Genomic DNA, 24,909 nt, shown 5'->3' on the forward strand with positions numbered 1-24,909 from the left:
AGACCAACCGTGGTGACGCGTTCTACCAGAAGCGGCTGCCGGCGACGACGCTTCGATCAGTTGGCGAACTGACCCGGCTCCCGGCCGGGGCCGGCGGGGCCCCGATAGGCCTGGGCGATCTCCAACCAGTGCGTGGCGACGTCCCCCTGGGCACGGACCGCGAGATCGTCGCTGTGCCGGCGGCGGGTGACCAGGAGGCAGAAGTCCTCAGCGGGCCCGGTGACGCGCTCCGGCGACTCGGCTGGGCCGAACTCCCACAGCGCGCCGGACGGCGCGGTGATCTCGAAGCGGAACTCGACGTCCGGGGTTTCGAGGCCGCGCGCCTGGTAACCGAAGTCCCAGGTCCGGACCGCGAATCCCACGATCTGCCCGATCCGGTCGGTGAACGTGCGCCGGACGCCGAGGGCGTCGGCGATGTCCTGGCCGTGGGCGAAGAGTTCCATCATCCCGGCCATGGCCAGCACCGCCGCCGGCAGCGGGCGCACCAACCACGGGACGAGCTGGTTCATCGGCAGGGCGCCCAGCGCCTTCTCGGCCCACGCCCGCTCCTCACGCCAGCGCCGCAACAACTCGGCGGGTTCCTCGGCGAGGTAGCCGGACAGTGCCGCGGTCACGTTGGCGTTGAAGTCGGCGCCCAGCCGTCCCGTCATGGCGACGAACTGGTCGGGGTCGGCCGCCGCGAGTCCGGCCATGCGGAAGGTGGCCGCGAGGTGGGCGATCTGGTGGGCGACGGTCCAGCCGGGCGCGGGGGTCGGCAGCGCCCACGCGGCCACGTCGAGGTCGCTGACCAGGCGGTCGAGGTCGTCGCCGTCGGCGGCCAGGTCGGCGATCACCTTGGGATACTGGTGTTCGGTCACTGTTCTGCCTCTCAATTCGATGGCGTCCGGACAGCCCGGTCAGTGCCGGGGGACGGTCGCGAGTTCGGCGGGGGCGACCTGCCGGCGTCCGCCCAGCAGGGCGATGGCGATGACGAGCCCGAGGGCGGTGAAGATCGCGCAGGTGATGAACGCGGGGCGGAAGCCCGCCGCGGGCCCGGCGTCGGCCGAGAAGGAGACGAGCACGGTCGACACGATGGCGATCCCCAGACCGCCGCCGATCTGCTGGGAGGCGGTGTTCATCCCCGACGCGAGGCCGAGATCGGTCTCGGCGACACCGGCGAGAGCAGCCGCCGAGGCCGCTACCGTGCCGAGCCCCAGGCCGGTGCCGAAGACGAACAGCCCGATGAACAGCCCGACGGACGAGCCACCGGCCGCCACCGCCTGCGCCAGCAGCAGGCTGCCGGCACCGAGCAGAACGAGGCAGATCGCCGCCACCGGCCGGAAGCCGTACCGCGTGATGAACGACTGCCCGGCGTACGAACCGACCAACGCCATCAGTGGCATGATCGACTGCCGGATGCCGGATTCCAGCGGGGTGTCCCCGAGCGGGCCCTGGGTGTACTGGGCGATCGCCAGCGACATCCCGAAGGCACACATGATCATGGTGACCATGACCAGGTTGCCGCCGACCAGAGACGCCGAGCGCAGCAGCCGCAGCGGCAGCAGGGGCACGCTGGACCGGGCCTCGATGGCGACGAACACCAGGGCCAGCACGATCGCGGCGGCGGCGGTGCTCAGGGTCTGGACGCTGAGCCAGCCCTCCGCCGGCGCGGTCACGAGGGCGTAGATCACGAGCACCAGCGCCGCGGTGCTCGTCACGGCGCCCGCGACGTCGTACGTGCGCGTGGCGTTCAGGTCCCGGCTCTCGCGCAGCAGGACCGGGATCAGGGCCAGCATCAGAAGCGCCACCGGCACGTTGACGAAGAAGACGGCGGGCCAGCCGAAGCTGCTGGTGAGCCAGCCGCCGATGAGCAGACCCACGGTCGCGCCGACACCGGCGATGCCGGCCCAGCCGGCCAGGGCGAGATGCCGCTCGCGGCCCTCCGGGAACATGCTGGTGAGGATCGAGAGCGCGGTCGGCGCCATCAGAGCCGCCGAGAGGCCGTGCACGGCCCGGGCGGCGATCAGCACCTCGCCGTTCCACGCGAAGCCCGAGGCCAGCGAGACCAGCAGGAACAGCACCGTGCCGGCGAAGAACATCCGGCGACGCCCGAGCAGGTCGGCGGCTCGGCCACCGAGCAGCAGCAGGCCACCGAAGGTGACAAGGTTGGCGCTGAGCACCCACTGGGCCGCGCTGGGCGCCAGTCGCAGGTCGGCGCCGATCGTCGGCAGCGCCAGGATGACGATCTGCGTGTCGAGGATGACCATGAAGTTCGCGGTGCACAGCAGGACGAGCGCCCACCATCGGCGCGAGTCCGGCGGCGCTGCGGTGCCGGCGAGCTGAGCTGTGTCCATGTCGCTGTCCTTCGTCTCGATGGCTGAAGCGGGTCAGCGCCGCGAGCGCAGCACGCGGGAGATGATCGCGGGGCGCATGAGAGCCTGCGGCGGGTCGACGAGGCCCGCGGAGCGCAGGAAGGCAGTCGTCAGCACGCCGTCGTGAGCCGCTGCCGCCTGCAGGCGGGGGATGTACAGATTGCCCATCCGCACCTTCGCCGTCCGTCGGCCCACGACACCGGGGAAGCCGAGGTCGGCTCCGGCTGACATGTCCCAGGGCGCGTCGATGAGCCGGGACAGGTCGCGGAAGAAGGCCCGCGGCGCCGGCGGACCGGAGAGCACGTGTTCACCAAGCAATCGGGCGGACATCGCCGCCACCGTCATGCCCTGGCCGTAGACGGGGTTGAAGACGCACGCGGCGTCACCGAGGACGATCAGCCCATCCGGCGTCCGCGCCAGCCGATCGTAGCGTCGACGGATGCTCGCCGGGAACCGGAAAGAAGCCGCCGGCCCCATCGGCTCGGCGTCGCGGACCGCCTTGTAGATCTCCGGTACGGGCAGGGACTGCACGTACGCCAGGAAGCCCTCGTGGTCGGTCGGCGGCCGGTCGCCCAGGATGCCGGTCAGCGAGACGGCGTACCGGTCGGGCATCCGGGCGAAGATCGCGCCGCGCGGCTGCGCCGGGGTGGCGACCGGGAGCAGCGCGATGTCCTCGCCGATCGGGTCGAACGACAGCGGGCCGTGAAAGTCCATAGTGGTGTACGTCAGGTCCATTTTGACCCGTTCCTCCGGGACCCGCTGGTAGCCCAGCTCCTCCAGCCAGAGCGGCGTCCGCGAGCCGCGTCCGGTGGTGTCGACGACCAGATCGGCGTCGAGGACCTCCTCGGGTGCGCCCGGCGCCCGTCCCTGCACGCGGACGCCGGCTATCCGCTGCCGGTCCGGCGACGCGACCAGACCCACGATGTCGGTGCGCTCTCGGTAGGTGACGTTGGCGAGGGCCCGAACCCGGGCCCGTACGCGCGACTCGAGCAGCGGCCGACCACTCGCGACGCAGACCAGCCCGGTCTCGGCCTTACGGATCATCTGGCCGTTGAAGTACCAGCTGAGGCTGGTGCCGAAGTCGCCGATCGGCACCCCGCCGGCCACCAGCTCGTCGGTGAAACCCGGGAACAGCTCCTCCAGGATCTGCTGGCCGCGGGCGAGCAGAGCGTGGATGTGGTGGCCCTGTGGCACCGCCTGGCGGGGCTCCACCGGCCCGAAGAGGTCGTCGCGGTCGACGACGGTGACCCTCTCGCAGGCCGGGGACAACACCCGGGCCGCCAGTGATCCGGCGACGCTGCCGCCGAGGACCACCGCATGCGCAATCAGCGGAACGCCCATTACCGTCAGCCTCCTGGATTGGGACAAGAATCAATTGTTGCCAGTTATGGTATCGACCGGAAGCGCCATTACTTCTTCCAGAATGCTCTGTCCGGAAAGGGATTCCGGAAGCCTTTCCGGCCCACCTTCGCATCGCTAACATGGTCCGCGGACGCCGCCGCGATGTCTCTTGTCGCGAGGAATGGCGTTCCGTTCCCTCATCGAGTGAGGATTGCCGCATGAAACCGTTCCGGATCGACATTCCGCAAGCCGCCGTGGACGACCTGCGCCGCCGTCTCGCCGACACGCGCTGGCCTGCCGACTCGCCCGCCGAGGACTGGAGCCGGGGCGTGCCGGCGACCTACCTGCGCGAATTGGTGGAGTACTGGCGAACCGGTTACGACTGGCGTGCCGCCGAGACCCGGCTCAACTCCTTCCCGCAGTTCACCACCGAGGTCGGCGGCACCACCGTGCACTTCCTGCACGTGCGCTCCCCCGAGCCGGACGCCACGCCCATGATCATCACGCACGGCTGGCCCGGTTCCTTCGCCGAGTTCACCGACATCATCGGGCCGCTCACCGATCCGCGGGCACACGGTGGCGACCCCGCGACCGCCTGCCACCTGGTCATTCCCACCATTCCCGGTTTCGGATTCTCCGGGCCCCCCAGCGGTCCGGGCTGGACCATGCCGCGGGTCGCCGCCGCCTGGGCCGAGCTGATGGCCGGGCTGGGCTACGAGCGGTACGTCGTCCAGGGCGGCGACTTCGGCGCCTGGATCAGCCTGGTGTTGGCGGGCCTCGATCACGAGCACGTCATCGGCGCGCACGTGAACTTCCTGCCGACGCCACCCTCGGGCGACCCCGCCGACCTGGCCGGGCTGACCGAGGTCGAGGGGGGACGGCTGGGGCTGTTAATGAACTACGTCGACGACCAGTCCGGGTACATGAAGATCCAGGCCACCCGGCCGCAGACGCTGGCGTACGCCCTGAACGACTCGCCGGTGGGCCAGCTCGCCTGGATCGTCGAGAAGCTGCACGAGTGGAGCGACTCGACCAAGGCCCCCGAAGAGGCGATCGACCGCGACCGGATCCTCACCAACGTGATGCTGTACTGGCTGACCGGCGCCGGCGCGTCGTCGGCCCACTTCTACTACGACAACGCCGAGCTGCTGCCCATCGCCAAGACTCCCCCGCCGCCTCCCCCGCCCCTGCCGGTGCCCCTGGGCGTGGCGATCTTCCCCCGCGACCCCGGCCAGCCGGTCCGGCGCTTCGCCGAGCGTGGCTTCCCGAACATCGTGCAGTGGACCGAGTTCGAGCGGGGTGGCCACTTCGCCGCCATGGAGCAGCCGGACCTGCTGGTCGGTGACCTGCGCTCGTTCGTCGCGGCCCTGCGGAGCTGAACCGCACGGTGAAGGGCCCCGGATGTCTCGGCATCCGGGGCCCTTCACCGTGCGGCTCGTCAAGGGCGCTACCGCGGAGGTACGCGGCGTGGCGCTGGTCGGCGGACGAGCAGGATCGCCAGGACGACGACCGTGACGAGATTGACCAGGAGCAGTACCGCGCTGAGACCGTCGACGCCGTGCTCGTGCCCCGCGTCGGCGTCGGCGGCCGTGGCGCCGGACGCCTGCGTGCCGACGGCGAAGCGGATGACGCCGCTGGTCTGTCCGCCAGCGACGCCGATGACGTGGTAGACGACCGTGTATGTGCCGTTGGCCTCGATCCGGACGGGCACCCGCAGGATGTCGCCCGGCCCGGCGGTCACGGCACCGGAGTCCACCCGCCGCCCCGCGCTGTCGACGACGGAGAGGTGCGACAGCGCGGGGTCGGCGGCCGCCGACAGGTTCAGTCGTGCCTCGCCCGGCGCCGTCGTCAGGCTCTGCGCGTCGGCGGGCGAGCTGCCCATCAGGCGTACCGCCGGCGCGCGGTCGGTGACCGCGACGAGCAAACCCAGTGGCAGCAGGACCAGCACGGCGGCGATGAGCAGGCGGGTCCGACGGGACACGGTCAGGCCGCTACGACGCTCGGGTGCGGCTGCGTCTGCACGCAGTTGCAGCGCGTCTGCTCCAGTTCCCGATCGTTCGGGCGCAGGTGCAGATACATCCCGATGATCATCGGCAGGAACACGACCGAGTTGTAGAACAGGTGCAGTTCGACCCGCGGGTAGATCAGTTGCAGGACGCTGGTCGGCACCGCCGCGCCGAAGAAGTTGGTGTGCAGCTGCGCCTGCAACAGCAGCAGGAAGTGCTCGATGTGGTGCCAGAACTGGATCACCAGGGCGACCGTCCACCAGGTCCGAGCCCGGCCGACGAAGCCGGGGCGGAGCAGGAACAGGCCGACCAACATGACCAGCGCGTACCCGTAGTGCATCCATTCCGAGGTCACCAGCCACGGGAGGAACTGCCCGAGCACACCGCGTGCCTGGGGACGGGCCCAGCCGAGCACCCAGATCTGGTAAGCCTGGACCAGGTGTTCGGCCCAGTGCGCGAGCGTGATCACCAGGAAGCCACCGAGCGCTGCCCGGTGATAGGCATGGTTGAGTGTGCGAACCGGTGCGACAACCATTCGGTTCTCCTATTCCGTGGGGTTCGATTCACGCGCCGCATCGCCACAGCACGGGGCCAACGAGAAACGACACTGGTTCCCACCGGCGTTGGCTCTTCGTACGCGCCTTTCACGACTCGCGAGGCACGACAGCGCCATTGTCACGCCGCGGGCGTCCGCCGTTCTTCTCCTCGTGTGCGCTCTGCCGGACCCCGATCCGACGGGCTGCGGCGAAGCTGGCCCAGGCGGCCACGTCGACCAGCGTGGCGTCCGCCGGATGGTGGCGGCGGAAATCCTCGACGACCTCGGGGCCGACCCGGTAGGAGGCGAACGCGGTGAGCAGCGCGAGACGTGCCGCCGCCCGCTGCGGTGCGGTCAGCGGCTCGATCAGCTCCTCGCACCAGCGGGTGCTGAGGCCGGCGTCCTCCCCGGCCCACCCGTCGAGCCGGGTCACCACGAGGCTGCGGACCGCGGGGTCGAGCGAGCGCTCGCCGGCGACCTCGAAGACGCGGTAGGAGCGCGCCATCGCGTCCGCGATGCGTGGGCTGCCCGAGGCCCAACTGACGTCCGAGGTCGGCGGCGCGGCGTCGAGCAGGCGGGTGGCTCGGCCGGCGAGGTGCTGTCCTCGGAGGGTGGGCCGGAGCACCCGGCCGAGCCCCTGATTGAGCCGGCGCCGCGCGCGTGGGCCGAGGCCCTGCGGCAGCAGCGAGTTGGCAAGGAAGACGTTGACCACGCGGCTCAGGTAATGGAAGCCCACCACGACCCCGACCAGCTCCGCTCGCTCCACTTCGGACACTCCGGCCGGCAGGGGCGGCCCGTCGGCACGGTGTGCGCCGCGGGCCCATTGCACGAAGCGCCGCATTCGGATGTCGGCGATCTCGTCAGGCCGGTCCGCGGCGATCGCCTCGGCGTCGCGCTCGTCGGAGAGTTCGAAGAGGCCCGCCACGTGCAGATCGGCGCAGTAGGGACAGGTGTTGGCCACCGACACCGTTGCCGCGACCGCTTCCTTGACAGCGCGGTCCACCACTCCGGCCGGCAACAGCGGCTCCCGGGTGAGGGTCCAGTAGGCGGCCAGGACATCGTCGGACGGCGAGTGCAACAACGCCGGCGGCACCACGATCTGGAATTCCTCGGCGACCTGGCGATACACCGCCGCGACGAGTCCACGCGCCGTCGCGGCGGGCACGACGGTCAGGAACCTGACGTGCTTCTGAGCGACCGAGGAAGCAACCCGTCTCGCGACCATCAGAACCTCCCGCGTCAGATTCCCCGATTGCTCCCGCTGTTTGCGGGCCCGCCGGTGACCGCACGCCTCGCGCATCGGCACACCCACGGCCGGACTCGGCCGCCTCCTGCCCTGCGGGGTGACGTCCTCAGGCGGCCGCGCCCACCCGGTCCCGCACCGCGGTACTGCCGTGCTGGGCCTGGCTCAGCGCGTACTTGCGCGCGTCGAGCAGGGCGAGCAGCACCGGCGGATCCAGTGCGCTGCTGCGCCGCAGCACCATGTTCGCGGTGACCTTCGAGTCGGCGCGGACCGTGAGCGGGCCGTACGTCGCCACCGACACGGCACGATCGGCCACGTCGGCGCGCTGCTCGGCACCGTCCGGATCGGCCGACACCGACTGGGCCAACAGGTACCACGAGCCCAGGGGAACCGCGTCGAAGTGGACCCAGCCGGGTTGCTGCAGAACGGCGCACCGCGCCGGGCGTCCTTCCGGGATACGGCCGCTGAACAGACCGACGAAAATAAGCGGGTGGTCATCGTCTTCGGCGAGACGGACCTGGCACGACACCTGGCCGCTCGGCGATCGGCCGGAGCGCCACTCGAAGTGCGGGTGGATAGACTGCGTGTAGCCGGCGTGTCGACGGAACGCGGTGGGCGACATACCGACGCTGCGGCTGAACCGCCAACTGAACGTACCGACGCTGTTGTAACCCACGCGGACGCTGATGTCCGCGACGTTCATCGATGTGGTGATGAGCAGGTCCTTCGCCCGCTGCAGGCGCAGCGCCGAGAGGAAGCGGGCCGGCGACACACCGGTCACCCGCCGGAAGATGCGAGTGAAGTGGAATTTGCTGAACATTGCAGCACGGGCCATGTCGTCGACAGTCAACTGTTCACCCATGCGGTCGTGCATCGCTGCGACTGCCCGCAGCACCGCCTGCTCAGAAACGTCTTTCATGGCACTCCCCCAGGTGCTGTTCCGCTGCATCATTCAACTCGTGGCAGTCAGATATGTGCGCGCCTACCTGACAATTGAATATAAAAGCCGGAACAGTGCGGTCAATTACGTCGAATGATCTCTCGACTTATCGCAACACTATCGGACGGCACGTCGGCAATCAACCCTGGGTGAGCGCGCGACGCAATCGTGGAGAAGCAGCGGGTATTGGCGCTACTGGATATGGATAGCGTGAATCACCGATATATGCACACCTCGTGGCCGAAGCGGTCCAGGTCGGCCGGGCGGCCTTGATCCGTCGGCGCATGACTGGAATTGATCACCATTGGCACTGCTCGGAGTGCACGCAGCGGGTCGTGGCGGATTGGCGGTGACGGACTCTGGACGGCGTGCCAGCAGGTCGGGCCGGCCTCCTGCCGTCATCGGCCGCCCCTGCGACGATACCCGCCGGTAACACCGGCCAGATACGTGATCAGCATGCCGGCGGGGCCTCAGATACGTGTCTCAGCCAGGGCTTTCATGGTGGACAGTTCTATTTGTGCGGTCAACCGCGACAACGGGCGTGGCTCGCGGAACGCGGGTCACGCCGATCCGTTCACCGGCCACTGACGGGCATGATTGGGAGGCCAGCTCTGGTTACTAACAGTGTTTGTGTGGTAATTAAGGGTTGCCGAAGTATGTCCGAGTCTCCTAGTCTCCTATCGGACGGCGCAACCATCAGCCACCTCGATTGCGCATCCGGCACCACCCGGAAGGAGCCGATCACCCGTGCTTCTCGGTCCACACCAGCCCAGGACAGCCACGACGACCTCCGCCGGCAGCGACGCCGCAACGACAGCGTTATTTCCGCGGCGCAGCCACAGCTAGCACGAGCGGTCGCGATCCACGGGCCTGAAACGTTGATCACCGGGAGCCACGATGCGAATATCTGACCTGAGTCGGCAGTCCGGGGTGCCGGTCGGGACGATCAAGTTCTACCTGCGCGAACGCCTGCTCCCACCCGGCGAACCCACGGGACGCAACCAGGCACTTTACAATAAGAATCACCTACGACGCCTTCGGCTGATCAAGATATTCACCTCCATCGGTGAACTCGACCTCACGTCGGTACGGCGGCTCCTGATCGCCGCCGAGGACGAGCACCTGTCGTCGATCGAGCTGTTCGAGGTGCTCAACCAGGTGTCGATGGCGGGCAAGGACACCGCCGCCGAGGAGGACGAGAGCCTCGATCTCGCCCGTGCCGACGCGAACCGCATCATCGAGTCGTCCGGCTGGCAGGTCAACCCGGACGCCGCCGCCCGCTCACACCTCACCCTCGCGCTCGCCGCGATGCGGCGCCTGGGCTGCGACTGCGATCCGGACTTTCTCGACGTCTACCGGGAGGCAGCGGACCGGCTCGCCCGGCACGAGGTCGGTCGGATCGCGAACGACCGCACCGCGCGCATCGAGGCCCTCGCGCGCAACGTCCTGCTACACCAGGCGTTCGCGGCGATGCGCCAGCTCGGGCAGCAGCATCACCTGTCCCGCCGATTCGGCCTCGTGCCGGCGAACCAGGGGACGGCCGACGACGGCGACCGCGCCTGACACCCGAAGCCGATGCGCCGAGGCACACGGGTCGACCGGACAGGGACGTCGGCCCGGCGGGGCGGCGCCGACGGACTGACTGTGCCGGTGACGCCGGCGGAGCTGACGCGTGAGGGCCGGCCAGCTGGCCGGCCCTCAGAACGTGCTACTCAGGCTGGGTCACGCGGGCAGTTCTGGTAGACCGAGAGCACCCAGGCGTCGTCGCGCTTGACGAGGATCCACGAGGCCCGGATGGCGTCCGCGGAGGCCAGGTCGGTGCTCCCGGCCGCGATCACCCCGCCGACGGTCAACAACGCGACCGCGCCGGGCCCGAGGGGCTTGACGTCGATCGGCTTCCCGGTGACGGTCGTGCCGGCGTACACGCCCTGGTAGGCATCCGCCATGTAGTCGCGAATGGCCGTGCGGCCCTTCACGTACACGCCCGGCAGGATGAGCGTGCCGTCCTCGGCGAACAGGTCGGCGAAGGCGTCGGCGTCATGGGCCGCCCAGGCCTTCACCATCCGGGCCGACACGGCGCCGATCGCCGCCTGGTCCGATCCGTCCAGGACCGGAGCTTGTGTGTTGGTGGTCATCTGCTACCCACTTCCGTCGGCCGTCCATCGATGGCAACTGATGACCATCGTGGCCGGAGCCGCGCCGTCCTGGCGTCTTCCAGCGTGCGCCGGGTCGGCAGGGCGCAACGTCCGAGAAGTGCCGGCCGCCTGGTCCCGCCGGCGATGGAATTCGGTGCCGGCTCGGAGCGGGTCGCCGGACGCATCCGTGTACGCGCGCGCGGATGCCCACCGACGTATCGGTGGACATCCGCGAGCTGGTGGACCGATCAGATGAAGAACGTGTTGGGCTCCAGGCCGCACAGCACCCGGCCGTAGAGCTCCATCGTGGTCGTCGGCAGATGCAGAGCGTGCAGGGTGACCGCGCGGACGTCGCGCCGGATCCGCTGGATCGGCTCCCGCGTGTAGATCGACGATGCGCCACACGCGCCGGCCAGGATGTCGACCGCCTCGGCGGTCAGCTGCGGCACACGACCCGCCACGGCCCTGGCGTACGCGCGGTCGCGGACCGTCCACGGCTCCCGCGTCAGACCGCGCTCGTCCACCAACGTGGCGAGCCTGCGCGCGTGCCCCTCGGCCTCGTCGATCTTGAGGGCGGCGTCGGCCGCCTGCAGGTGCGTGATCGGCGCGTCCGCCTGGCGCTCGTAGTTGGTGTTGGAGATGGGCCGTTCGTTGATCCGGGCATAGAACTGCTCCTCGGCAGCACGCGCCATGCCGATCATCTTGCCGGAGGTCGACGCCGCCACCGCCGCGACCAGTGGCGACTGGAACATCGGCAGGTCCCGGTTGCGCTCGGACGCGTACTCGCCGGCGGTGAACGCGGCGATCCGCATGACGTTGGCGCCGGGCACGAAGACATCCTCCGCGACGGCCCTGACGCTGCCGGTCCCGGAGAGCGCGGACACGTGCCAGTCGTCCACGATGCGCAGCGCGCTCATCGGCACCACTGCCATCACCGGCTCGGGCTCGCCCTCGGACGGGATGAGCAGGGTGGAGAGCAGCTTCCACCCGCTGTGCGCGGCGCCACTGTTGAACGCCCACTCACCGTTGACCACGATGCCGCCGTCCTTGGGGACTCCGGTGCCGTTGAGCGCCAGCGTCCCACTGATCCGGGCGTCCGGGTCCGCGAAGATCTCGTCCTGCACCTCGTCCGGGAACAGGCCGACGTTCCACGAGGTGATCCACCAGGCGGCGACGTCGAACGCCGCGGCGCCGTCGCCGCGACCCAGCTCGATGCCGACGTCCAGCAGGGTGTGGGCGTCCACCTCGTACCCGCCGAAGCGCGCCGCGGTACGCATGCGGAAGATTCCGGCAGCCGTCATGGCCTCGACACTCTCGTCGGCGAGCCGGCGGTTCTCCTCCTGCCACAACGAATTCTTCCGGAGCACCGGGACAATGTCGGCCGCCCTCTTCGTCAGATCGGTTCGGTGTGACGTCTCGGTTGTCTGCACGGGGTCTCCTCCTGGTACGGCCCCATCGTGCCCCCGCGGGGAAGCGGATGGCGCAAACGGGCGGCTGCATGAAGCGCTGAAGGTCGTTGCCGGGAATTCAGGAAGTCACGTTAACCCCTGGGCGTCGGCCGGAAAAGACACATCAGAGCGTCGCGCGGAACCGCGCATTCTGAAAGAAGATCGGGCTCGACCAGGATCGTAGCTTTACGGTGACCAATTGACCGACGGCATCATGAATGGTGGACGAGATGAGTTACTGGTCCGATCGGAAGGTGCTCGTGGTCGGCGCGAGCCGTGGCCTCGGCCGTGGGGTGACCGAGGCGTTCCTGGCGGCTGGCGCGACGGTGACCGCCCTGTCGCGGGACACCGCACCGCTGGCCGCCCTGGCCGACGCGCACGGCAACCTGAGCCTGGTCGACGCGGACGCCACCGACCCGGCCAGCCTCGACGTCCTCCGCCGGAACCCGCCGGACGTCCTCGCCCTGGTGGCCGGCGCCGCACCCGAGCTGCGTCCGCTGACGGAGCAGACCTGGGAGTCGTTCTCCACCCCCTGGAACACCGACGTGCGCATCGCGTTCCTCTGGCTGCGTCAGGTGTTGCGGCAGCCCCTGGCGCCCGGCAGCCGGGTCATCGTGACCAGCAGCGGCGCCGCGCTGAAGGGCTCCGTGCTCAGCGGCGGCTACGCCGGAGGCAAAGCGACAGTACGCTTCCTCGCCGACTACGCGGCCCAGGAGGCCGCACGTGCCGGGCTGGACATCACGTTCCACACGGTGCTGCCGCAGCTCACTCCGGAAACCGGCCTCGGCCGGGCGGCGGTCGACGCGTACGCCGAGCGCGCCGGCGTCCCGCCCGAGACGTTCGTCGAGCCCATGCGCCCGGTGCTGACGCCGGAGGCGGCGGGTGCGGCCTTCCTGCGGCTCGGCGGCGACCCGACCCCGCCCGGCACCGTGCACCTGCTGTCCGGGGCCGGTCTGACGCGACTGCCCTGAGCCCGCGCAGACCGTTTCAGGGAAACCCAGGACGTACGCATGGCGGTGGCCACCATCGTGGTGGCCACCGCCATGACGGTCGGCACGGGGCTCAGGCGACCGCGGGGACCGCGGCGGTGAGGTACATCGGCACGCGGTCGTAGCCGTTCATGATGAACGAGCCCTGCGGGGGCAGTTCCTCGCGCGGCACGGCCAGGGTCAGGTCGGGAAAGCGCTCGAAGAGGGCCGGCAGCGCCACCATCGACTGCATCGTGGCCAGCGGCCGCCCCAGGCAGTAGTGCTCGCCGTGCCCGAAGGACAGGTTCGTCTTGTCCGGGCGGGTGATGTCGAAGTCGTTGGCGGTGTCGCCGTGCAGCGCCGGGTCCCGGCCGATCCCGGCGTACGCGATGAGGACCAGGTCGCCCTTGGCGATGTGGACGCCGGCGACGTCGATGTCCTCCTTCGCGTAGCGGAAGGGCAGCTGGGCGACGGCGGCGTCCTTACGGACCGCCTCGTCGAAGGCGTCCATCCAGGTGTACTGCCCGGTGCGGATCAGCTCCAGCTGGTCGCGGTGGGTGCTCAGGTCGATGATGCAGTGGGCCAGCACGTTGCTCAACGTCTCCGATCCCGCGCCGAGCAGGACGTGCAGGCTACCGATCAGCTCCTCGTTGGAGAGCGTCTCGCCGTCCTCGTTCGCGGCGATCAGGACGCTGGTCAGGTCGTCTCCCGGGTCCTGACGGCGGCGGGCGGCGAGCTTGGACATGGCGTCGTGCCACTGGTCGAGGTTCGCCGCGGCCATCTCGCCGGTGTGGTTGGTCAGGCTGTTCTGCTTGGTGCCCTTGAGCGCTTCCTCCCGCACCTCCTCCGGCACGCCGAAGAGGTCGCAGATGAGCGTGGCGGTCAGTGCGTACGTGAACTGCCCCTTGATGTCGACCGTCTCGCCCGGCCGCGTACTGGCCTCCATGTCGTCCAGCAGCCGCTGCACGATCGACTCGACGCGGGGTCGGGCCTTCTCGACCTCGCGCGGCGTGAAGGCGTGCGACACCAGCTTGCGCAGCCGGTCGTGGTCGGCGCCGTCACGAACGGTCAGGTTGTCCATCGCCACCCAGGTGATGAGCTCCCAGTCGTGCGGCACCTCGCCGCGCACGAACGGGGGCCAGTCCTCCTTCGCGTTCTTGGAGAGCTGGTCACCGGCGAGCAGCTTCCTGCCAATGTCGTACGACGTGACGCACCAGGCGTGGTAGCCACCGGGAACCTCGACGAGGGTGACCGGGCCCTCGGCGCGGATCCGGGCAGCTTCGGCATGAATGTCACGCCCCTCAGGATCGAGCATGATCGGGCATTTACCCATCGCGGGCCTCCATGGTTCGGTGCACGGCACCGGGCAAAGATCCGGTGGTGCGAAGAGCGGTATCTGCCGCTGAACCTAATGACCTCCCCGGCTCCATATTTCTTCTCGATTGCCGAGCGTGGAAATCCACTCCGCGCGTGCCTTCATGACGTCGGAACAGCAATTGTGAAGAGGTTTTGCGGGGCCGTGGCGGGCATCCTCGACTCGATAACGCGTAAATCCAGAGGAGACGGTCATGGCTCGATTCAACGTCGGGGTGCTCTTCAAGCCGCAGCACTGCGAGATGGCTCAGCTACGCGAGGGTTGGCGTGCGGCGGACGAGCTCGGTGTGGACACCGTCTGGACCTGGGACCACTTCTATCCGCTCTACGGCGACCCGGACGGCGCGAACTACGAGTGCTGGACCACGCTGGCCGCGCTCGCCGCCGACACCCGGCGCGTCCGGTTCGGCTCGTTGGTGACGTGCAACAGCTACCGCAACCCCAACCTGCTCGCGGCCATGGCGGGCACGGTCGACCAGATCAGCGACGGTCGCCTGATCCTGGGCCTGGGCGCCGGTTGGTTCGAGCGGGACTACACCGAGTTCGGCTACCGGTTCGGCCGCGCCGGCGAACGGCTGCGGGCGCTGGAGGACGGCGTGCGGACCGTACGGTCCCGCCTGGCCGCGCTGGTCCCGTCGGCAGCACGGGTGCCACTGCTGATCGGCGGCGGCGGTGAGAAGGTGACCCTGCGCATCGTGGCCCGGTACGCGGACATGTGGAACGACTTCGGTTCGGCGGAGCGCTTCGCCCACAAGAGCGCCGTCCTCGACCGCTGGTGCGCCGAGCAGGGTCGCGACCCCGCCGAGATCGAACGCACCACGATGATCGAGACGGCGGAGGTGGACGAGGTCGACGCCTATCTCAAGGCCGGCGCCACCCACGTCATCCTCGGCCTGGACACCCCGTTCGACCTCGAACCCCTGGACCGCCTGCTCGCACACGCGAGGGACTGAACACGTCAGCCGGCCGGTCGCCGCGGGCCACGTACCGGGCCAGCGAGGCCCAGATTTTCGGTGTTGCTGTCGATCTACCGCCCGCGCGACCCGTCGTAATGTAGAGGCCACCACCGAGGGGGCCGGCACACGACGGGACATGAGAGATGGCCAAGTACATGATCCTCATCTACGGCGACGCCCAGCAGTGGGACGCGATGACCGACGAGCAGTGGAAGGCGCACGACGCGGCGCACGAGGCGTTCGTCGCCAAGGCCGGCACGCAGATCATCGACGGTCAGCAGCTGGAGCTGGCGCCCACGGCCACCACGCTGCGCTCGGACTCGGTGGGTCAGATCCAGACGACCGACGGCCCGTTCCTGGAGACCAAGGAGGCACTCGGCGGCTACTACCTGATCGAGGCGACCGACCTGGACGAGGTTCTGTCGATGGCGACGCTGCTTCCCGAGGTGCACGCTTCGCACAGCGGTGTGGAGATCCGCCCGGTGGTCGACCACGGCTGACGTGGCCGACCCACGGATGAAAGACGAGGTTGTCGCGGCGGTCGCCCAGGCGCACCGCCGCGACTGGGCCCAGGTGTTCAGCACCACGGCCCACCTGACCCGGGACCTCGACCTCGCCGAGGAGTGCACGCAGGACGCGTTCGCACAGGCTCTGGAGACCTGGACGGAGACCGGTGTCCCCGACCGACCGGGCGCCTGGTTGACCACCATCGCGCGCAACCGGGCCCGCGACGTCCTGCGCCGCGAATCGGTGTTCCGTCGCAAGATGCCGCTGCTCGTCGCTGACGAGACCACGCCGGGGCCCGAGGACGGCCTGGTCGACGACCGGCTGCGGCTCATCTTCACCTGCTCGCACCCCGCCCTGGCCCGGGAGGCGCAGGTCGCCCTGACCCTGCGCCTGGTCTGCGGGCTGTCCACACCCGAGGTGGCCCGCGCGTTCCTGGTGCAGCCGGCGACGATGGCAGCCCGGATCACCCGGGCCAAGAAGAAGATCGCCGCGGCCCGCATCCCGTACCGGGTGCCGGGCCCGGACCAGCTCGAGGAGCGGGTGAGCGCCGTCCTGGAGGTCGTCCACCTGATCTTCACCACCGGGCACACGGCGCCGCTCGGCGCCCACCTGGTTCGCCAGGATCTGGTGGACAGCGCGATCAGCCTGGCCCGCATGCTGCATCTGCTCATGCCGACCAACGCCGAGATCAGCGCGCTTCTCGCGCTGCTGCTGCTCAACGCCTCGCGCCAGGACACTCGAATGTCCGCGGACGGGCGCCTGGTGCTGCTGTCCGAGCAGGATCGCTCCCGCTGGGACCGGCAGCTCATCGCCGAGGGCCGGTCGTTGGTGACCGACGCGCTGCGCCGCCGGCCACCGACGCGGTACGCCCTGGAGGCCGCGATAGCCGCCCTGCACGCCGAGGCGGCGAGCTGGCGGGACACCGACTGGGCCCAGATCGTCGCGCTCTACGACGCCCTGTTCCGGCTCTGGCCCTCGCCCGTGGTGGATCTCAACCGGGCCGTCGCGATCGGGCTCCGCGACGGCCCCCGGGCCGGCCTCGACGCGCTGAATCCCCTGCTCGCCGATCCGGCCCTGGCCACGTACGGGTACCTCAGTGCCGCCCGGGCCGACTTCCTGCGCCAACTGGGGCAGTGGTCGCAGGCCCGGACGGCCTACGAGGAGGCGCTGACCCTCACCGACAACGACGTCGAGCGCGCGTTCCTCAATGAGCGCCTGACCGAAGTCCAGCGGAATCTGTGAGTGCCAGCACCTCGCGGACGGTCTCGTAGAAACCGTCGACACCGTGGAGGTCGCGGCGGTTCGCGCAGTCCTCGGCGTACTGCTCGCTCATGGTCTGGCCACCGCTCTCCAGCATCGCGATCTGGCTCGCGTAGGCGCCGACCGCGCGTAGTTTGCGGGCCCACTGGCTGTCACTGATCGCGACGGCCACCGGCTCCGACACGCGTACGCCCGCCGGCAGCGCCGGCATGACGTTGACTCCCGGCCACGCGAGGTAGGGGAAGTCGTCCCAGAGCGACAGCGGCGAGTCGGTCCTGGCCACCGCGGCGAGGACGGCGTCGCGGGTGCGCCGGTGGTCGACGTGATTGCCGACCGCCGCGCACGTGACGACCCGGTCGACGGAGAACTCACCGATCACCCGCTCGATGTCGGCGGCCACAGCGGCGACCAGATCGTCCTCGTCGTCGGCATGGTGGTCCATCGGGTTCTCGTCGTCGATCACCCAGCCGCCCTGCGCGTTCCTGCGGTAGATCGCGTCGAGGAACGGGCCGCACAGATACGGCGGGTCGACGCCGAGCGTGGCGAGGGCCGCGACGTTCTCGTCGCGCCGCGCCGCCACGGGATCACCGACGATCGCCCACTGGTCGTGGAAGGTGGTCGCGATCGGCGAGTACGGCGGCGCGGGACTCCCGGCGAACACCGTGTAGACGACGACGTGTTCGCCAGCGTCGGCCAACTGGACGAGGTGGCCGCCGTAGGACAGCACCGCGTCATCGAGATGCGGCGACACCACCAGGGTTGTCATGCGGCTCTCCCTTCGAAGTGGGGTTGCTGCGAATGTGCGGTCGGCAGCACCGGGTCGGCGTACGAGATCGTCCGGCGGCCGATCCGGCCGGCCTCCGCGAGGATCTGCATTCCCCAGGTGTCCCAGACGCCGGCCATCCGCGAGGTGATGACGACCGTGCCGGCACTGTCGTCGCTCAGCGGCGTGGACAGCCCGAGAGCGTGGTAACCGCTGTGGTCCCCCGAACGCACGGCCCGGTCGAGGAGTTCGTGATCGAAGTCGACGAGGGTCGCGCCGGTCACCGACGCGGGCAGCTCGCCGCCGCACCCGATGATGGTGACCGCCTCATCGTCGGGCACATCCGCCAGGGCGTCGGCTATCTCGGCTGAGACGCTCAGGCCCCGCGCCCGCTGCTGCCAGTCGAGGAGCTCCAGGTACGTCGGCTCCCACTGCCAGAACTCCCCCTTCTCCACCATCACGGCCAGACCCATCTCGATCGCGGGCTCGGGGAACTTGCTCAGGAACAGCCGCATGTTGGCGAACAGCTCGTCGAAATTGGCCTTGTGGTCGCGGTCGTGCGGCGCGACAACCGCCCACGCATCCGCCGCGAGCTCGATCGTCAGGCCGGCGCGGTGCAGCCGGAAACCCAGCTCCATGTCCTCGCCACCCCAGCCCTGGAATCGCTCCTCGAAGGCGCCGACGCGGCGGAAGTCGTCCATCCGGATCGAACAGTTTCCGGTCCAGAAGGCCTTCCAGGGGATCGACCGTTTCCTCAGGTCCATGCCGCAGCCGGCGAAGTAGGGCTGGCGCACGTCCTGGAACTCCGGTAGGTGGCGGTAGCGCTCCACCACCAACTCGGGCGACAGCTGCGCGAGGAGCTCGTCCACCCCCACCATCGGCGAATCGGGGTTGTAGCCGTAGCTGGGCCCCACCACCGCCCGCCGCGACTCGCCGCCCTCGTGGGCGGCCAGGTGCGCGGCGAGGAACTCCGGGCCCACCATCGACCCGGTGTCGAGAATGACCAGCAGCCCGCCGACCGCCATCCGGGCCGCGCCGTTGCGCGCGGACGCGACCCGGAACCCGCGGTCCTCCTGATGGAAGTACGTGATGTGCAACAGGTCGGCGTAGGACCGCACGACGTCGGCGGTGTGATCGGTCGAACCGTCATCGCCGACGACCACCTCGAAATCGTCGGTGGGAATCGTCTGCCGGGCGAGCTGCCGAAGGGTCTCCGACAGCAGGTCAGCTGAGTTGTAGGTCGCGATGATGACGGATACCCGCCGCCGGTGGCCCATGGTGCTCCTTCGCATGGTCGGTCCAGCTCTTCGAACTGGCCTACGGGTTCACGAGGTTGCCGGGCCGGCGTACGAGATGGTGCGCCGGCCGATCCGGTCGGCCTCGGCCAGGATCTCCGCACCCCAGGTGCCCCAGAGGCCGGCCATCCGGGAGGTGATGACGACCGTGTCGACGCTGTCGTCGGCCAGCAGCGTGTGCAGCCCGACGGCGTGGTAGCCGCTGTGGTCCCCCGAACGCACGGCACGGTCGAGGAGCTCGTCGTCGAAGTCGACGAGGATCGCGCTGGTCACCGTCGCGGGCAGCTCGGCGCCGCACCCGATGATGGCGACCGACTCGTCGGCCGGCACGTCCGTCAGGGCCCTGGCGATCTCGTCGGAGACGCTCAGGCCGCCGGTCTGCTGCCGCCAGTCCAGAAGCTCCCGGTACGTCTGCTCCCAGGCCCAGAACTCCCCCTTGTCGAGCATCACGCCCAAGCCCATCTCGACCACGGGCTCCGGGAACTTGCTCAGGAACATCCGCATGTTCGCGAAGAGCGCGTCGTAGTTCGCCTTGTGATCGCGGTCGTGCGGCGCCACCACGACCCAGGCGTCGGGCGCGATCTCGATCGTCAGACCGGCCCGTTGCAGCCGAAGCGCCAACTCCATGTCCTCGCCGCCCCAGCCCTCGAACTTCTCCTCGAAGCCGCCGACCCGGCGGAAGTCGTCGGTCCGCACAGAGGAGTTCAAGGTCCAGAATGCCTGCCAGGCCACCAGTCGCCGGCTCAGGTCCATCTCGCAGTCGGCGAAGTAGGACTGGCGGATATCCTGGAAGTCGGGTAGGTCGCGGAACTGCTCCACCGCCGTCTCCGGGGACATCTGCGCGAGAAGCTCGTCCACCCCCGCCATCGGCACCTCGGGGTTGTAGCCGTAGCTGAGGCCGATCACCGCCCGCCGCGACTCGCCGCCCTCGTGGGCGGCCAGGTGCGCGGCGAGGAACTCCGGGCCGACCATCGAGCCGGTGTCGAGAGTGATCAGCAGCGAGCCGACGGCGAGCCGGGCGGCGGCGTTGCGCGCGGCGGCGGCACGGAATCCCCGGTCCTCCTGAAAGACGTACTTGACCTGGAGGGTGCCGGCGAAGGACCGCACCACCTCGGCGGTGTGATCGGTCGAACCGTCATCGCCGACGATCACCTCGAACTCGTTGGTGGGAATCGTCTGCCGGACGAGGTAACGCAGTGTGTCGGCCAGCAGGTCGGCCGAGTTGTAGGTCGCGATGATGACGGATACCCGGATCCGATGGCCCATTTCTCTCTCCCTCGTGTGGTCGGTCAGCTGTAGGCCTTGGCCTGGATGGCGAACATCTCGGCGTAGGAGCCGCCGGCGCGCATCAGGGTGTCGTGGTCTCCGACCTCGAGCAGTTGCCCGTCGCCGACCACGATGATCTTGTCTGCCATCCGTGCCGTGGAGAAGCGATGCGAGATCAACACCGTGATCGCCCCGGTCCGCGCGCTGGTGCGCCTCGCGTGTTCGGCGTAGCGCTCGAACAGCTCGTGTTCGGCCTGCGGGTCGAGGGCCGATGTGGGTTCGTCGAGCAGCAGCAGCATCGGGTTGTCCCGCATGAGCGCCCGACCCAGGGCGAGCTTCTGCCACTGCCCGCCGGACAACTCGGCGCCATCGGCGTACGACGTGCCGAGCTGGGTGGACAACCCGTCCGGCAGGGCGCGCAGGACGTCGGTGGAGTGTGCCTTCACCAACGCGTCGTTGACCGCGGCCTCGTCCGACACCCGCGCCACGTCACCGACACCGACCGCCTCGAGCGCCCGGATCTCGTACCGCACGAAGTCCTGGAAGCCGGCGGCCATCCGCTCGCGCCACCGCTCGACGGGCAGCCGTCGCAGGTCGACACCGTCGACGAGGATCCGGCCGGCCGTGGGCTGGTAGAAGCCGCACAGCAGCTTGACCAGGGTCGTCTTGCCGGCGCCGTTCTCACCGACGATCGCCACCGTGCTGCCGGCGGCAAGCGTCAGGTTGACATCGCGCAGCGTCGGCCGTTCGGCGCTCGGGTAGCTGAAGCTCACGTTCTCGAAGGCGATCCCGGTGACCAGCCGGTCCGGGACGGGCTGGTCGGCCAGGGACCCGGCGCCGACGACCGCGCCGCGCAACCGATCCAGCCGTAGATAGGTGTTGGCGAGACGTTGCAGTTGTTGCAGCTGCGTGACGGCGCCGGTCACCTGCTGGTTGACCTGGGTGGCCAGCACGATGACCAGGACCACCTCGCCGACGCTCTGCTGCCCGGCTATCGCGTTGCGCACGACGAGCAACACCGCTCCGACGTACGCGAGGCCGAAGACGACCTGACCCGCCGCGCGTAGCGCCATGGCCTTGAGGTGCGCGCCGTAGAGACCACGGGTGGCGGTTCGCCACAGGCTCGCGTACCGCTGCCGGAGTTCCTTCTCCACGCCGAACACCCGCAGCTCGCCGGCGTAGCGGGCGGTGGTCGTGGCCTGGAAGAGGTTGAGCGCGACACGGGTCGGCTCGGCGACCGCCGTCTTGGCCCGCTCCAGGGCGCTCTCCGCCAGCCGACCGGTGAACAACGGCACGGCCGCGGCCACCGGGAGCAACAGCAGCAACGGGCTCTGCCACGCCAGGATCGCCGCGCCCAGGACGACCGCCAGCACCATCGTCGCCGCCTGGAACAGCGACTCCATGCTGCTGCGGAACTGCCCGCTGTCCTGGACCAGGACGGTGAGCTCGTCGGCCTGTTCGGGGCGCTCGTGATGGCCGATCCCCTCAGATCCGTTGGACACCGCCAGCAACTCCCGGTGCAGGTCCAGCTCGATCAGTTCGGACAGCTCGAAGTACGCGACCATGGCGAACTGGCCGGAGGACTGCGCCAGGATGGCGAGCAGGGCCACCACCGCGCCCAACACGGCGGCCTCGGTCGCGTCTCCGCCGATGACCGCGTCGGTCATCATGCCGAGCGCGACGGCGAGCAGGGCGGCCGACGCGGCCAGAGCCAGCATGAGGAAGGTGGCGACCACGGTCTTGCGCGCGTCGATCCGCCATGCCGCGGACAGCAGCTTGCCGACGCCGGAGAACATCTCCCTCACAGCAGCACCTCGTCCCGGTCCGAGTCGGTGTTGTCGGCGAAGCGGTTGGCCTGCAACCTGAACAGCTCGGCGTAGCGCCCGTTGCGAGCCAGCAGCTGGTCGTGTGAGCCCTCCTCGCTGACCCGGCCGTCGTGCAGCACCACGATCTTGTCGGCGTGCCGGACCGTCGAGAAACGATGGGAGATGAGCAGCGTGGTGGCACCCTGGGTGAGCGCCGCGAACTGATCGAAGAACTGCGCCTCGGCGCGTACGTCGAGGCTCGCTGTCGGTTCGTCGAGCACGACGACCGACGCGCCGTGGCGCAGCGCGAACAAGGCCCGCGCCAGCGCCAGCCGCTGCCACTGGCCGCCCGACAGCTCGGCGCCGCCGGTGACATGCGCGGCCAGCGGCGTGTCCAGGCCGCGGGGCAGCGAGTTCAGCACGTCGGTCAGGCCCATCGCGGCCACGGCCTCCCGGACGCCGTCCCGATCGTCCGCCGAGCCCACCGCGCCGAACGCCACGTTGTCCGCCGCCGAGAACTCGTAGCGCAGGTAGTCCTGGAAGATCACGGCGAGCCGGGCCCGCCACTGCGACAGCTCGAACGTGCGGATGTCGACCCCGTCGAGGCGTACGGCGCCGCGGTCGGGCTCGTAGAGCCGTGCGAGCAGCTTCACCAGGGTGGTCTTGCCCGCGCCGTTGAGCCCGACGATCGCGGTGCAGCTGCCGACCGGGATTCGCAGGTCCAGGCCGTCGAGCACCGGCCGGTCCTGACCGGGATAGTGGAACGACACGTCGTCGAAGTGGATCTCACTGACCGGCTCGGGTGCCGGGCTCCCGGAGCCGGTCGGCTCCAGCACGGTGTACCGGTCGATGTGATCGGAGAACCGTCGCACCGCCCGATGGGTCTCGGTGCCGATCGCGGTCTCCAGGTCGGCTTCCGGGTAGAACACCGACAGCCGGATGGCGCCCAGTGCCGCCTGCATGATCAGGACGAACTCGGTAAGCGTCAGCGTGTTGATCGCGGTGGCGCCGATCGTCGCGAAGATCGCCCCACAGGCGAGCAGGCTGAACCCGGTGGACCACACACCCGGCCACAGGTAGACGCGCCGCCGCGCCGCCCACAGCGGTGTGAACCACGCGCGGTAGGACGAGCGCATCTCGCCGTCCATCCAGTTCGCCAGCCCGAAGACCCGGATCTCCTTGCCCGCCGGCGCCTGCACGGCTAGTTTGCGGACGTACTCCACCTTGTTCTGCTGGGGCATGAGGCTGAACCGGGCGTGGGCGTAGCGGCGCAGGCCGCCGCGCTGCACGTTGCGGAACCACAGCACGGTCACGGCCACCGCCAGGGCCGCCCACCAGGAATAGACGACGCCGATGATGGCCGTGTAGCCGACCAGTTGGCCGTACCGCGCGATCAGCGCGAGAGTGCCGGCGCAGGCGCTGCCCGGCCCCCACATCTGCAGGCCGTGTTCCAGCTCGCGGGCGGCGTAGCGCAGGTCGGCGAGGACGGACTGGTCCTCCATCGGCCCGACCCCGGTGCTGCGCGTGGACGCCCGCATCACGTCGTCCACCACGGTGCCGTCGATCCGCCGCGCCAGCAGCTCGCCCAGCGAGAGCTGGGCCGGAGCCAACACCTGTTGCAACACGAAGATGCCGGCCGCCGCCGCGAAGACCGGCACCAGCTCCCGCCACGCCGTCGAGTCGAGGCCGCCGTCCACCGCCCCCGGCACCTTGCCGAGCACCACGCTGGACGTGATGACGAACGCGATGGGCAGCGCGGCGAGGAGCAGGTTGAGCAGGAGGAGCGCGCCGAGGAGGCCGAAGCCCGCTCTGGGCATCAGGCGGAGGATGCTCGCACGCGCGGATATCAGTCCCCACAGGCTGCTGCGCATGGTCATCGATCTCCCTACTCGACCGCCGGTGCTGTCACTGCTCCGACGAACGTCGAGCGGTCGAGATCGACACGAGGGCCGAATTCCCTCGCGGAAGATGGTCGGATCGCACCGACCCGGCAACAACGCGGCAATGTGGGAGAAGAGCTCGCGGCATTCCGATCCGTCGCCCTCTGCGCCCCGGCAGAGTTCAGCGGGCCGGATCCCCGCGCGGCGGCGCCCCGCGGTCGGTCAGACGTCGGCCTCGATGGCGAAGGTGTTGCCGTCCGGGTCCTGGAACCACGCGATACGACCACCGCCGGCCCGCTCGGTGATCCCCTTCGAGTCGTGTTCGATCTGCTCGTAGCGGGCGAACTCGACGCCGGACGAGGTCAGCTCGTCGACGATCTCGTCGATGTCGTCGACGTACCACGTCGCCAGCGTCGCCTGGGTCTTCCCGGCGGTGACCGACTGGTACACGTTGAGGGCCGGACCGCCACCGGAGGCGTAGATGCGGCTGCCGTCGGCGATGGTGGCGCTGGGCGCGGACCACAGCGCCACCAGGCCCAGCTTGCCTTCGTAGAACGCGACGGCCCTCGCGATGTCGGACACGGCGACCGATGTTCTCAGGTGGTGTGCATTCAATGGCATGACCCACCCTGGCACGGACGGGCGGCCCTGGCACGCGACGCGGGGCGGGTTCGGCGTGGTGCCGAGCCCGCCCCGCGTCGTCAGGTGGTGGAGGGTCAGCGTTGCAGGGTGAGTAGGCCGGGGCGGTAGGGCAGGAGGCCGTAGTCGCCGCCGGAGTTGGGGGATCGGCCTTGGTAGAGGAGTTGGAGGTTGCAGGGGTCGATGGTGAAGGTTTG

At 69.6% G+C, this 24,909-nt stretch carries 22 protein-coding genes; 6 read left to right on the forward strand and 16 right to left on the reverse strand.

The genetic code is table 11. From position 1 onward, the window contains the following. Positions 1-56 precede the first annotated feature (56 nt). From ABZU53_RS30200 to ABZU53_RS30210, 3 genes are read right to left on the reverse strand one after another with little or no spacing between them, the layout of a single operon-like run. A complete protein-coding gene (locus tag ABZU53_RS30200) occupies positions 57-857 on the reverse strand; it encodes a TIGR03084 family metal-binding protein (RefSeq protein WP_355068968.1) in 801 nt (266 codons plus the stop codon). Positions 858-896: 39 nt separating this feature from the next. Then, positions 897-2,333: an MFS transporter gene (locus ABZU53_RS30205; protein ID WP_355068970.1), complete on the reverse strand. Its 1,437-nt coding sequence runs from the start codon at positions 2,331-2,333 to the stop codon at positions 897-899. A 33-nt stretch (positions 2,334-2,366) separates the two neighbouring features. Continuing rightward, positions 2,367-3,692 carry an FAD-binding monooxygenase gene (locus ABZU53_RS30210; protein WP_355068972.1) on the reverse strand — a complete coding sequence of 442 codons (1,326 nt, stop codon included), beginning with the start codon at positions 3,690-3,692 and terminating at the stop codon, positions 2,367-2,369. 218 nt (positions 3,693-3,910) lie between these two features. Between ABZU53_RS30210 and ABZU53_RS30215 the strand changes: the two genes are divergently transcribed. Next, a complete protein-coding gene (locus ABZU53_RS30215) occupies positions 3,911-5,071 on the forward strand; it encodes an epoxide hydrolase family protein (protein WP_355068974.1) in 1,161 nt (386 codons plus the stop codon). Positions 5,072-5,139: 68 nt separating this feature from the next. On the opposite strand, the gene ABZU53_RS30220 is transcribed toward ABZU53_RS30215, so the two are convergent. The 4 genes from ABZU53_RS30220 to ABZU53_RS30235 form a co-directional block, all read right to left on the reverse strand. After that, the gene (locus tag ABZU53_RS30220; protein ID WP_355068975.1) at positions 5,140-5,673 is read right to left on the reverse strand and encodes a copper resistance CopC family protein; all 534 of its coding nucleotides are present in this window, start codon (positions 5,671-5,673) and stop codon (positions 5,140-5,142) included. Positions 5,674-5,675: 2 nt separating this feature from the next. Continuing rightward, the gene (locus ABZU53_RS30225; protein WP_354856217.1) at positions 5,676-6,233 is read right to left on the reverse strand and encodes a hypothetical protein; all 558 of its coding nucleotides are present in this window, start codon (positions 6,231-6,233) and stop codon (positions 5,676-5,678) included. Between the two features lie 109 nt (positions 6,234-6,342). After that, positions 6,343-7,458, reverse strand: coding sequence for a carboxymuconolactone decarboxylase family protein (locus tag ABZU53_RS30230; RefSeq protein WP_354856218.1), 1,116 nt, complete (start codon positions 7,456-7,458; stop codon positions 6,343-6,345). Positions 7,459-7,585: 127 nt separating this feature from the next. Further along, entirely contained in the window at positions 7,586-8,425 is an 840-nt protein-coding gene (locus ABZU53_RS30235; protein ID WP_355068990.1) for a helix-turn-helix transcriptional regulator, read from the reverse strand. Between the two features lie 888 nt (positions 8,426-9,313). On the opposite strand from ABZU53_RS30235, the gene ABZU53_RS30240 reads away from it, so the two are divergent. Further along, a complete protein-coding gene (locus tag ABZU53_RS30240; RefSeq protein ID WP_354856219.1) occupies positions 9,314-9,979 on the forward strand; it encodes a MerR family transcriptional regulator in 666 nt (221 codons plus the stop codon). 149 nt (positions 9,980-10,128) lie between these two features. On the opposite strand, the gene ABZU53_RS30245 is transcribed toward ABZU53_RS30240, so the two are convergent. After that, positions 10,129-10,551 (reverse strand): SgcJ/EcaC family oxidoreductase, encoded by a 423-nt coding sequence (locus ABZU53_RS30245; protein ID WP_354856220.1) that lies wholly within the window; start codon positions 10,549-10,551, stop codon positions 10,129-10,131. A gap of 248 nt (positions 10,552-10,799) precedes the next feature. Next, complete coding sequence (locus ABZU53_RS30250; RefSeq protein WP_355068977.1) at positions 10,800-11,981, reverse strand: acyl-CoA dehydrogenase; 1,182 nt, start codon at positions 11,979-11,981, stop codon at positions 10,800-10,802. 248 nt (positions 11,982-12,229) lie between these two features. Here ABZU53_RS30250 and ABZU53_RS30255 point away from each other — a divergent pair, with 248 nt between their 5' ends. After that, positions 12,230-12,970, forward strand: coding sequence for an SDR family oxidoreductase (locus ABZU53_RS30255; RefSeq protein WP_355068979.1), 741 nt, complete (start codon positions 12,230-12,232; stop codon positions 12,968-12,970). A gap of 91 nt (positions 12,971-13,061) precedes the next feature. On the opposite strand, the gene ABZU53_RS30260 is transcribed toward ABZU53_RS30255, so the two are convergent. After that, entirely contained in the window at positions 13,062-14,300 is a 1,239-nt protein-coding gene (locus ABZU53_RS30260) for a cytochrome P450 (protein WP_354856223.1), read from the reverse strand. A 235-nt stretch (positions 14,301-14,535) separates the two neighbouring features. On the opposite strand from ABZU53_RS30260, the gene ABZU53_RS30265 reads away from it, so the two are divergent. From ABZU53_RS30265 to ABZU53_RS30275, 3 genes are all read left to right on the forward strand, one after another. Then, a complete protein-coding gene (locus ABZU53_RS30265; protein ID WP_355068980.1) occupies positions 14,536-15,294 on the forward strand; it encodes an LLM class F420-dependent oxidoreductase in 759 nt (252 codons plus the stop codon). Between the two features lie 146 nt (positions 15,295-15,440). Next, entirely contained in the window at positions 15,441-15,797 is a 357-nt protein-coding gene (locus ABZU53_RS30270; RefSeq protein ID WP_354856225.1) for a YciI family protein, read from the forward strand. A 16-nt stretch (positions 15,798-15,813) separates the two neighbouring features. Beyond that, positions 15,814-17,046, forward strand: a complete 1,233-nt coding sequence (locus ABZU53_RS30275) for a sigma-70 family RNA polymerase sigma factor (RefSeq protein ID WP_354856226.1) — start codon at positions 15,814-15,816, stop codon at positions 17,044-17,046. Here ABZU53_RS30275 and ABZU53_RS30280 read toward each other — a convergent pair. From ABZU53_RS30280 to ABZU53_RS30305, 6 genes are all read right to left on the reverse strand, one after another. Further along, a complete protein-coding gene (locus ABZU53_RS30280; protein WP_355068982.1) occupies positions 17,009-17,830 on the reverse strand; it encodes a PIG-L family deacetylase in 822 nt (273 codons plus the stop codon). The two genes, ABZU53_RS30275 and ABZU53_RS30280, sit on opposite strands and share 38 nt — an antisense overlap. Next, entirely contained in the window at positions 17,827-19,104 is a 1,278-nt protein-coding gene (locus ABZU53_RS30285; RefSeq protein ID WP_355068984.1) for a glycosyltransferase, read from the reverse strand. The genes ABZU53_RS30280 and ABZU53_RS30285 overlap by 4 nt, the downstream gene beginning before the upstream one ends. 48 nt (positions 19,105-19,152) lie before the next feature. After that, positions 19,153-20,388, reverse strand: a complete 1,236-nt coding sequence (locus ABZU53_RS30290; RefSeq protein ID WP_355068986.1) for a glycosyltransferase — start codon at positions 20,386-20,388, stop codon at positions 19,153-19,155. Between the two features lie 23 nt (positions 20,389-20,411). Then, a complete protein-coding gene (locus tag ABZU53_RS30295) occupies positions 20,412-22,184 on the reverse strand; it encodes an ABC transporter ATP-binding protein (RefSeq protein WP_355068992.1) in 1,773 nt (590 codons plus the stop codon). A 5-nt stretch (positions 22,185-22,189) separates the two neighbouring features. After that, positions 22,190-24,010 (reverse strand): ABC transporter ATP-binding protein, encoded by a 1,821-nt coding sequence (locus ABZU53_RS30300; RefSeq protein ID WP_355068988.1) that lies wholly within the window; start codon positions 24,008-24,010, stop codon positions 22,190-22,192. A gap of 285 nt (positions 24,011-24,295) precedes the next feature. After that, positions 24,296-24,655: a VOC family protein gene (locus ABZU53_RS30305; protein ID WP_354856231.1), complete on the reverse strand. Its 360-nt coding sequence runs from the start codon at positions 24,653-24,655 to the stop codon at positions 24,296-24,298. Positions 24,656-24,909: the final 254 nt, after the last annotated feature.

The organism is Micromonospora sp. NPDC005194 (assembly GCF_040608335.1).
Taxonomy (GTDB): Bacteria; Actinomycetota; Actinomycetes; order Mycobacteriales; family Micromonosporaceae; genus Micromonospora.

Excerpts from the sequence above, each read along its gene's own strand:
- ABZU53_RS30205 (WP_355068970.1), bottom strand. The coding sequence starts at position 2,333 with ATGGACACAGCTCAGCTCGCCGGCACCGCAGCGCCGCCGGACTCGCGC.
- ABZU53_RS30210 (WP_355068972.1), bottom strand. The coding sequence starts at position 3,692 with ATGGGCGTTCCGCTGATTGCGCATGCGGTGGTCCTCGGCGGCAGCGTC.
- ABZU53_RS30215 (WP_355068974.1), top strand. The coding sequence starts at position 3,911 with ATGAAACCGTTCCGGATCGACATTCCGCAAGCCGCCGTGGACGACCTG.
- ABZU53_RS30225 (WP_354856217.1), bottom strand. The coding sequence starts at position 6,233 with ATGGTTGTCGCACCGGTTCGCACACTCAACCATGCCTATCACCGGGCA.
- ABZU53_RS30230 (WP_354856218.1), bottom strand. The coding sequence starts at position 7,458 with ATGGTCGCGAGACGGGTTGCTTCCTCGGTCGCTCAGAAGCACGTCAGG.
- ABZU53_RS30235 (WP_355068990.1), bottom strand. The coding sequence starts at position 8,425 with ATGCAGCGGAACAGCACCTGGGGGAGTGCCATGAAAGACGTTTCTGAG.
- ABZU53_RS30240 (WP_354856219.1), top strand. The coding sequence starts at position 9,314 with ATGCGAATATCTGACCTGAGTCGGCAGTCCGGGGTGCCGGTCGGGACG.
- ABZU53_RS30245 (WP_354856220.1), bottom strand. The coding sequence starts at position 10,551 with ATGACCACCAACACACAAGCTCCGGTCCTGGACGGATCGGACCAGGCG.
- ABZU53_RS30255 (WP_355068979.1), top strand. The coding sequence starts at position 12,230 with ATGAGTTACTGGTCCGATCGGAAGGTGCTCGTGGTCGGCGCGAGCCGT.
- ABZU53_RS30260 (WP_354856223.1), bottom strand. The coding sequence starts at position 14,300 with ATGGGTAAATGCCCGATCATGCTCGATCCTGAGGGGCGTGACATTCAT.
- ABZU53_RS30265 (WP_355068980.1), top strand. The coding sequence starts at position 14,536 with ATGGCTCGATTCAACGTCGGGGTGCTCTTCAAGCCGCAGCACTGCGAG.
- ABZU53_RS30270 (WP_354856225.1), top strand. The coding sequence starts at position 15,441 with ATGGCCAAGTACATGATCCTCATCTACGGCGACGCCCAGCAGTGGGAC.
- ABZU53_RS30275 (WP_354856226.1), top strand. The coding sequence starts at position 15,814 with ATGAAAGACGAGGTTGTCGCGGCGGTCGCCCAGGCGCACCGCCGCGAC.
- ABZU53_RS30280 (WP_355068982.1), bottom strand. The coding sequence starts at position 17,830 with ATGACAACCCTGGTGGTGTCGCCGCATCTCGATGACGCGGTGCTGTCC.
- ABZU53_RS30285 (WP_355068984.1), bottom strand. The coding sequence starts at position 19,104 with ATGGGCCACCGGCGGCGGGTATCCGTCATCATCGCGACCTACAACTCA.
- ABZU53_RS30290 (WP_355068986.1), bottom strand. The coding sequence starts at position 20,388 with ATGGGCCATCGGATCCGGGTATCCGTCATCATCGCGACCTACAACTCG.
- ABZU53_RS30295 (WP_355068992.1), bottom strand. The coding sequence starts at position 22,184 with ATGTTCTCCGGCGTCGGCAAGCTGCTGTCCGCGGCATGGCGGATCGAC.
- ABZU53_RS30300 (WP_355068988.1), bottom strand. The coding sequence starts at position 24,010 with ATGCCCAGAGCGGGCTTCGGCCTCCTCGGCGCGCTCCTCCTGCTCAAC.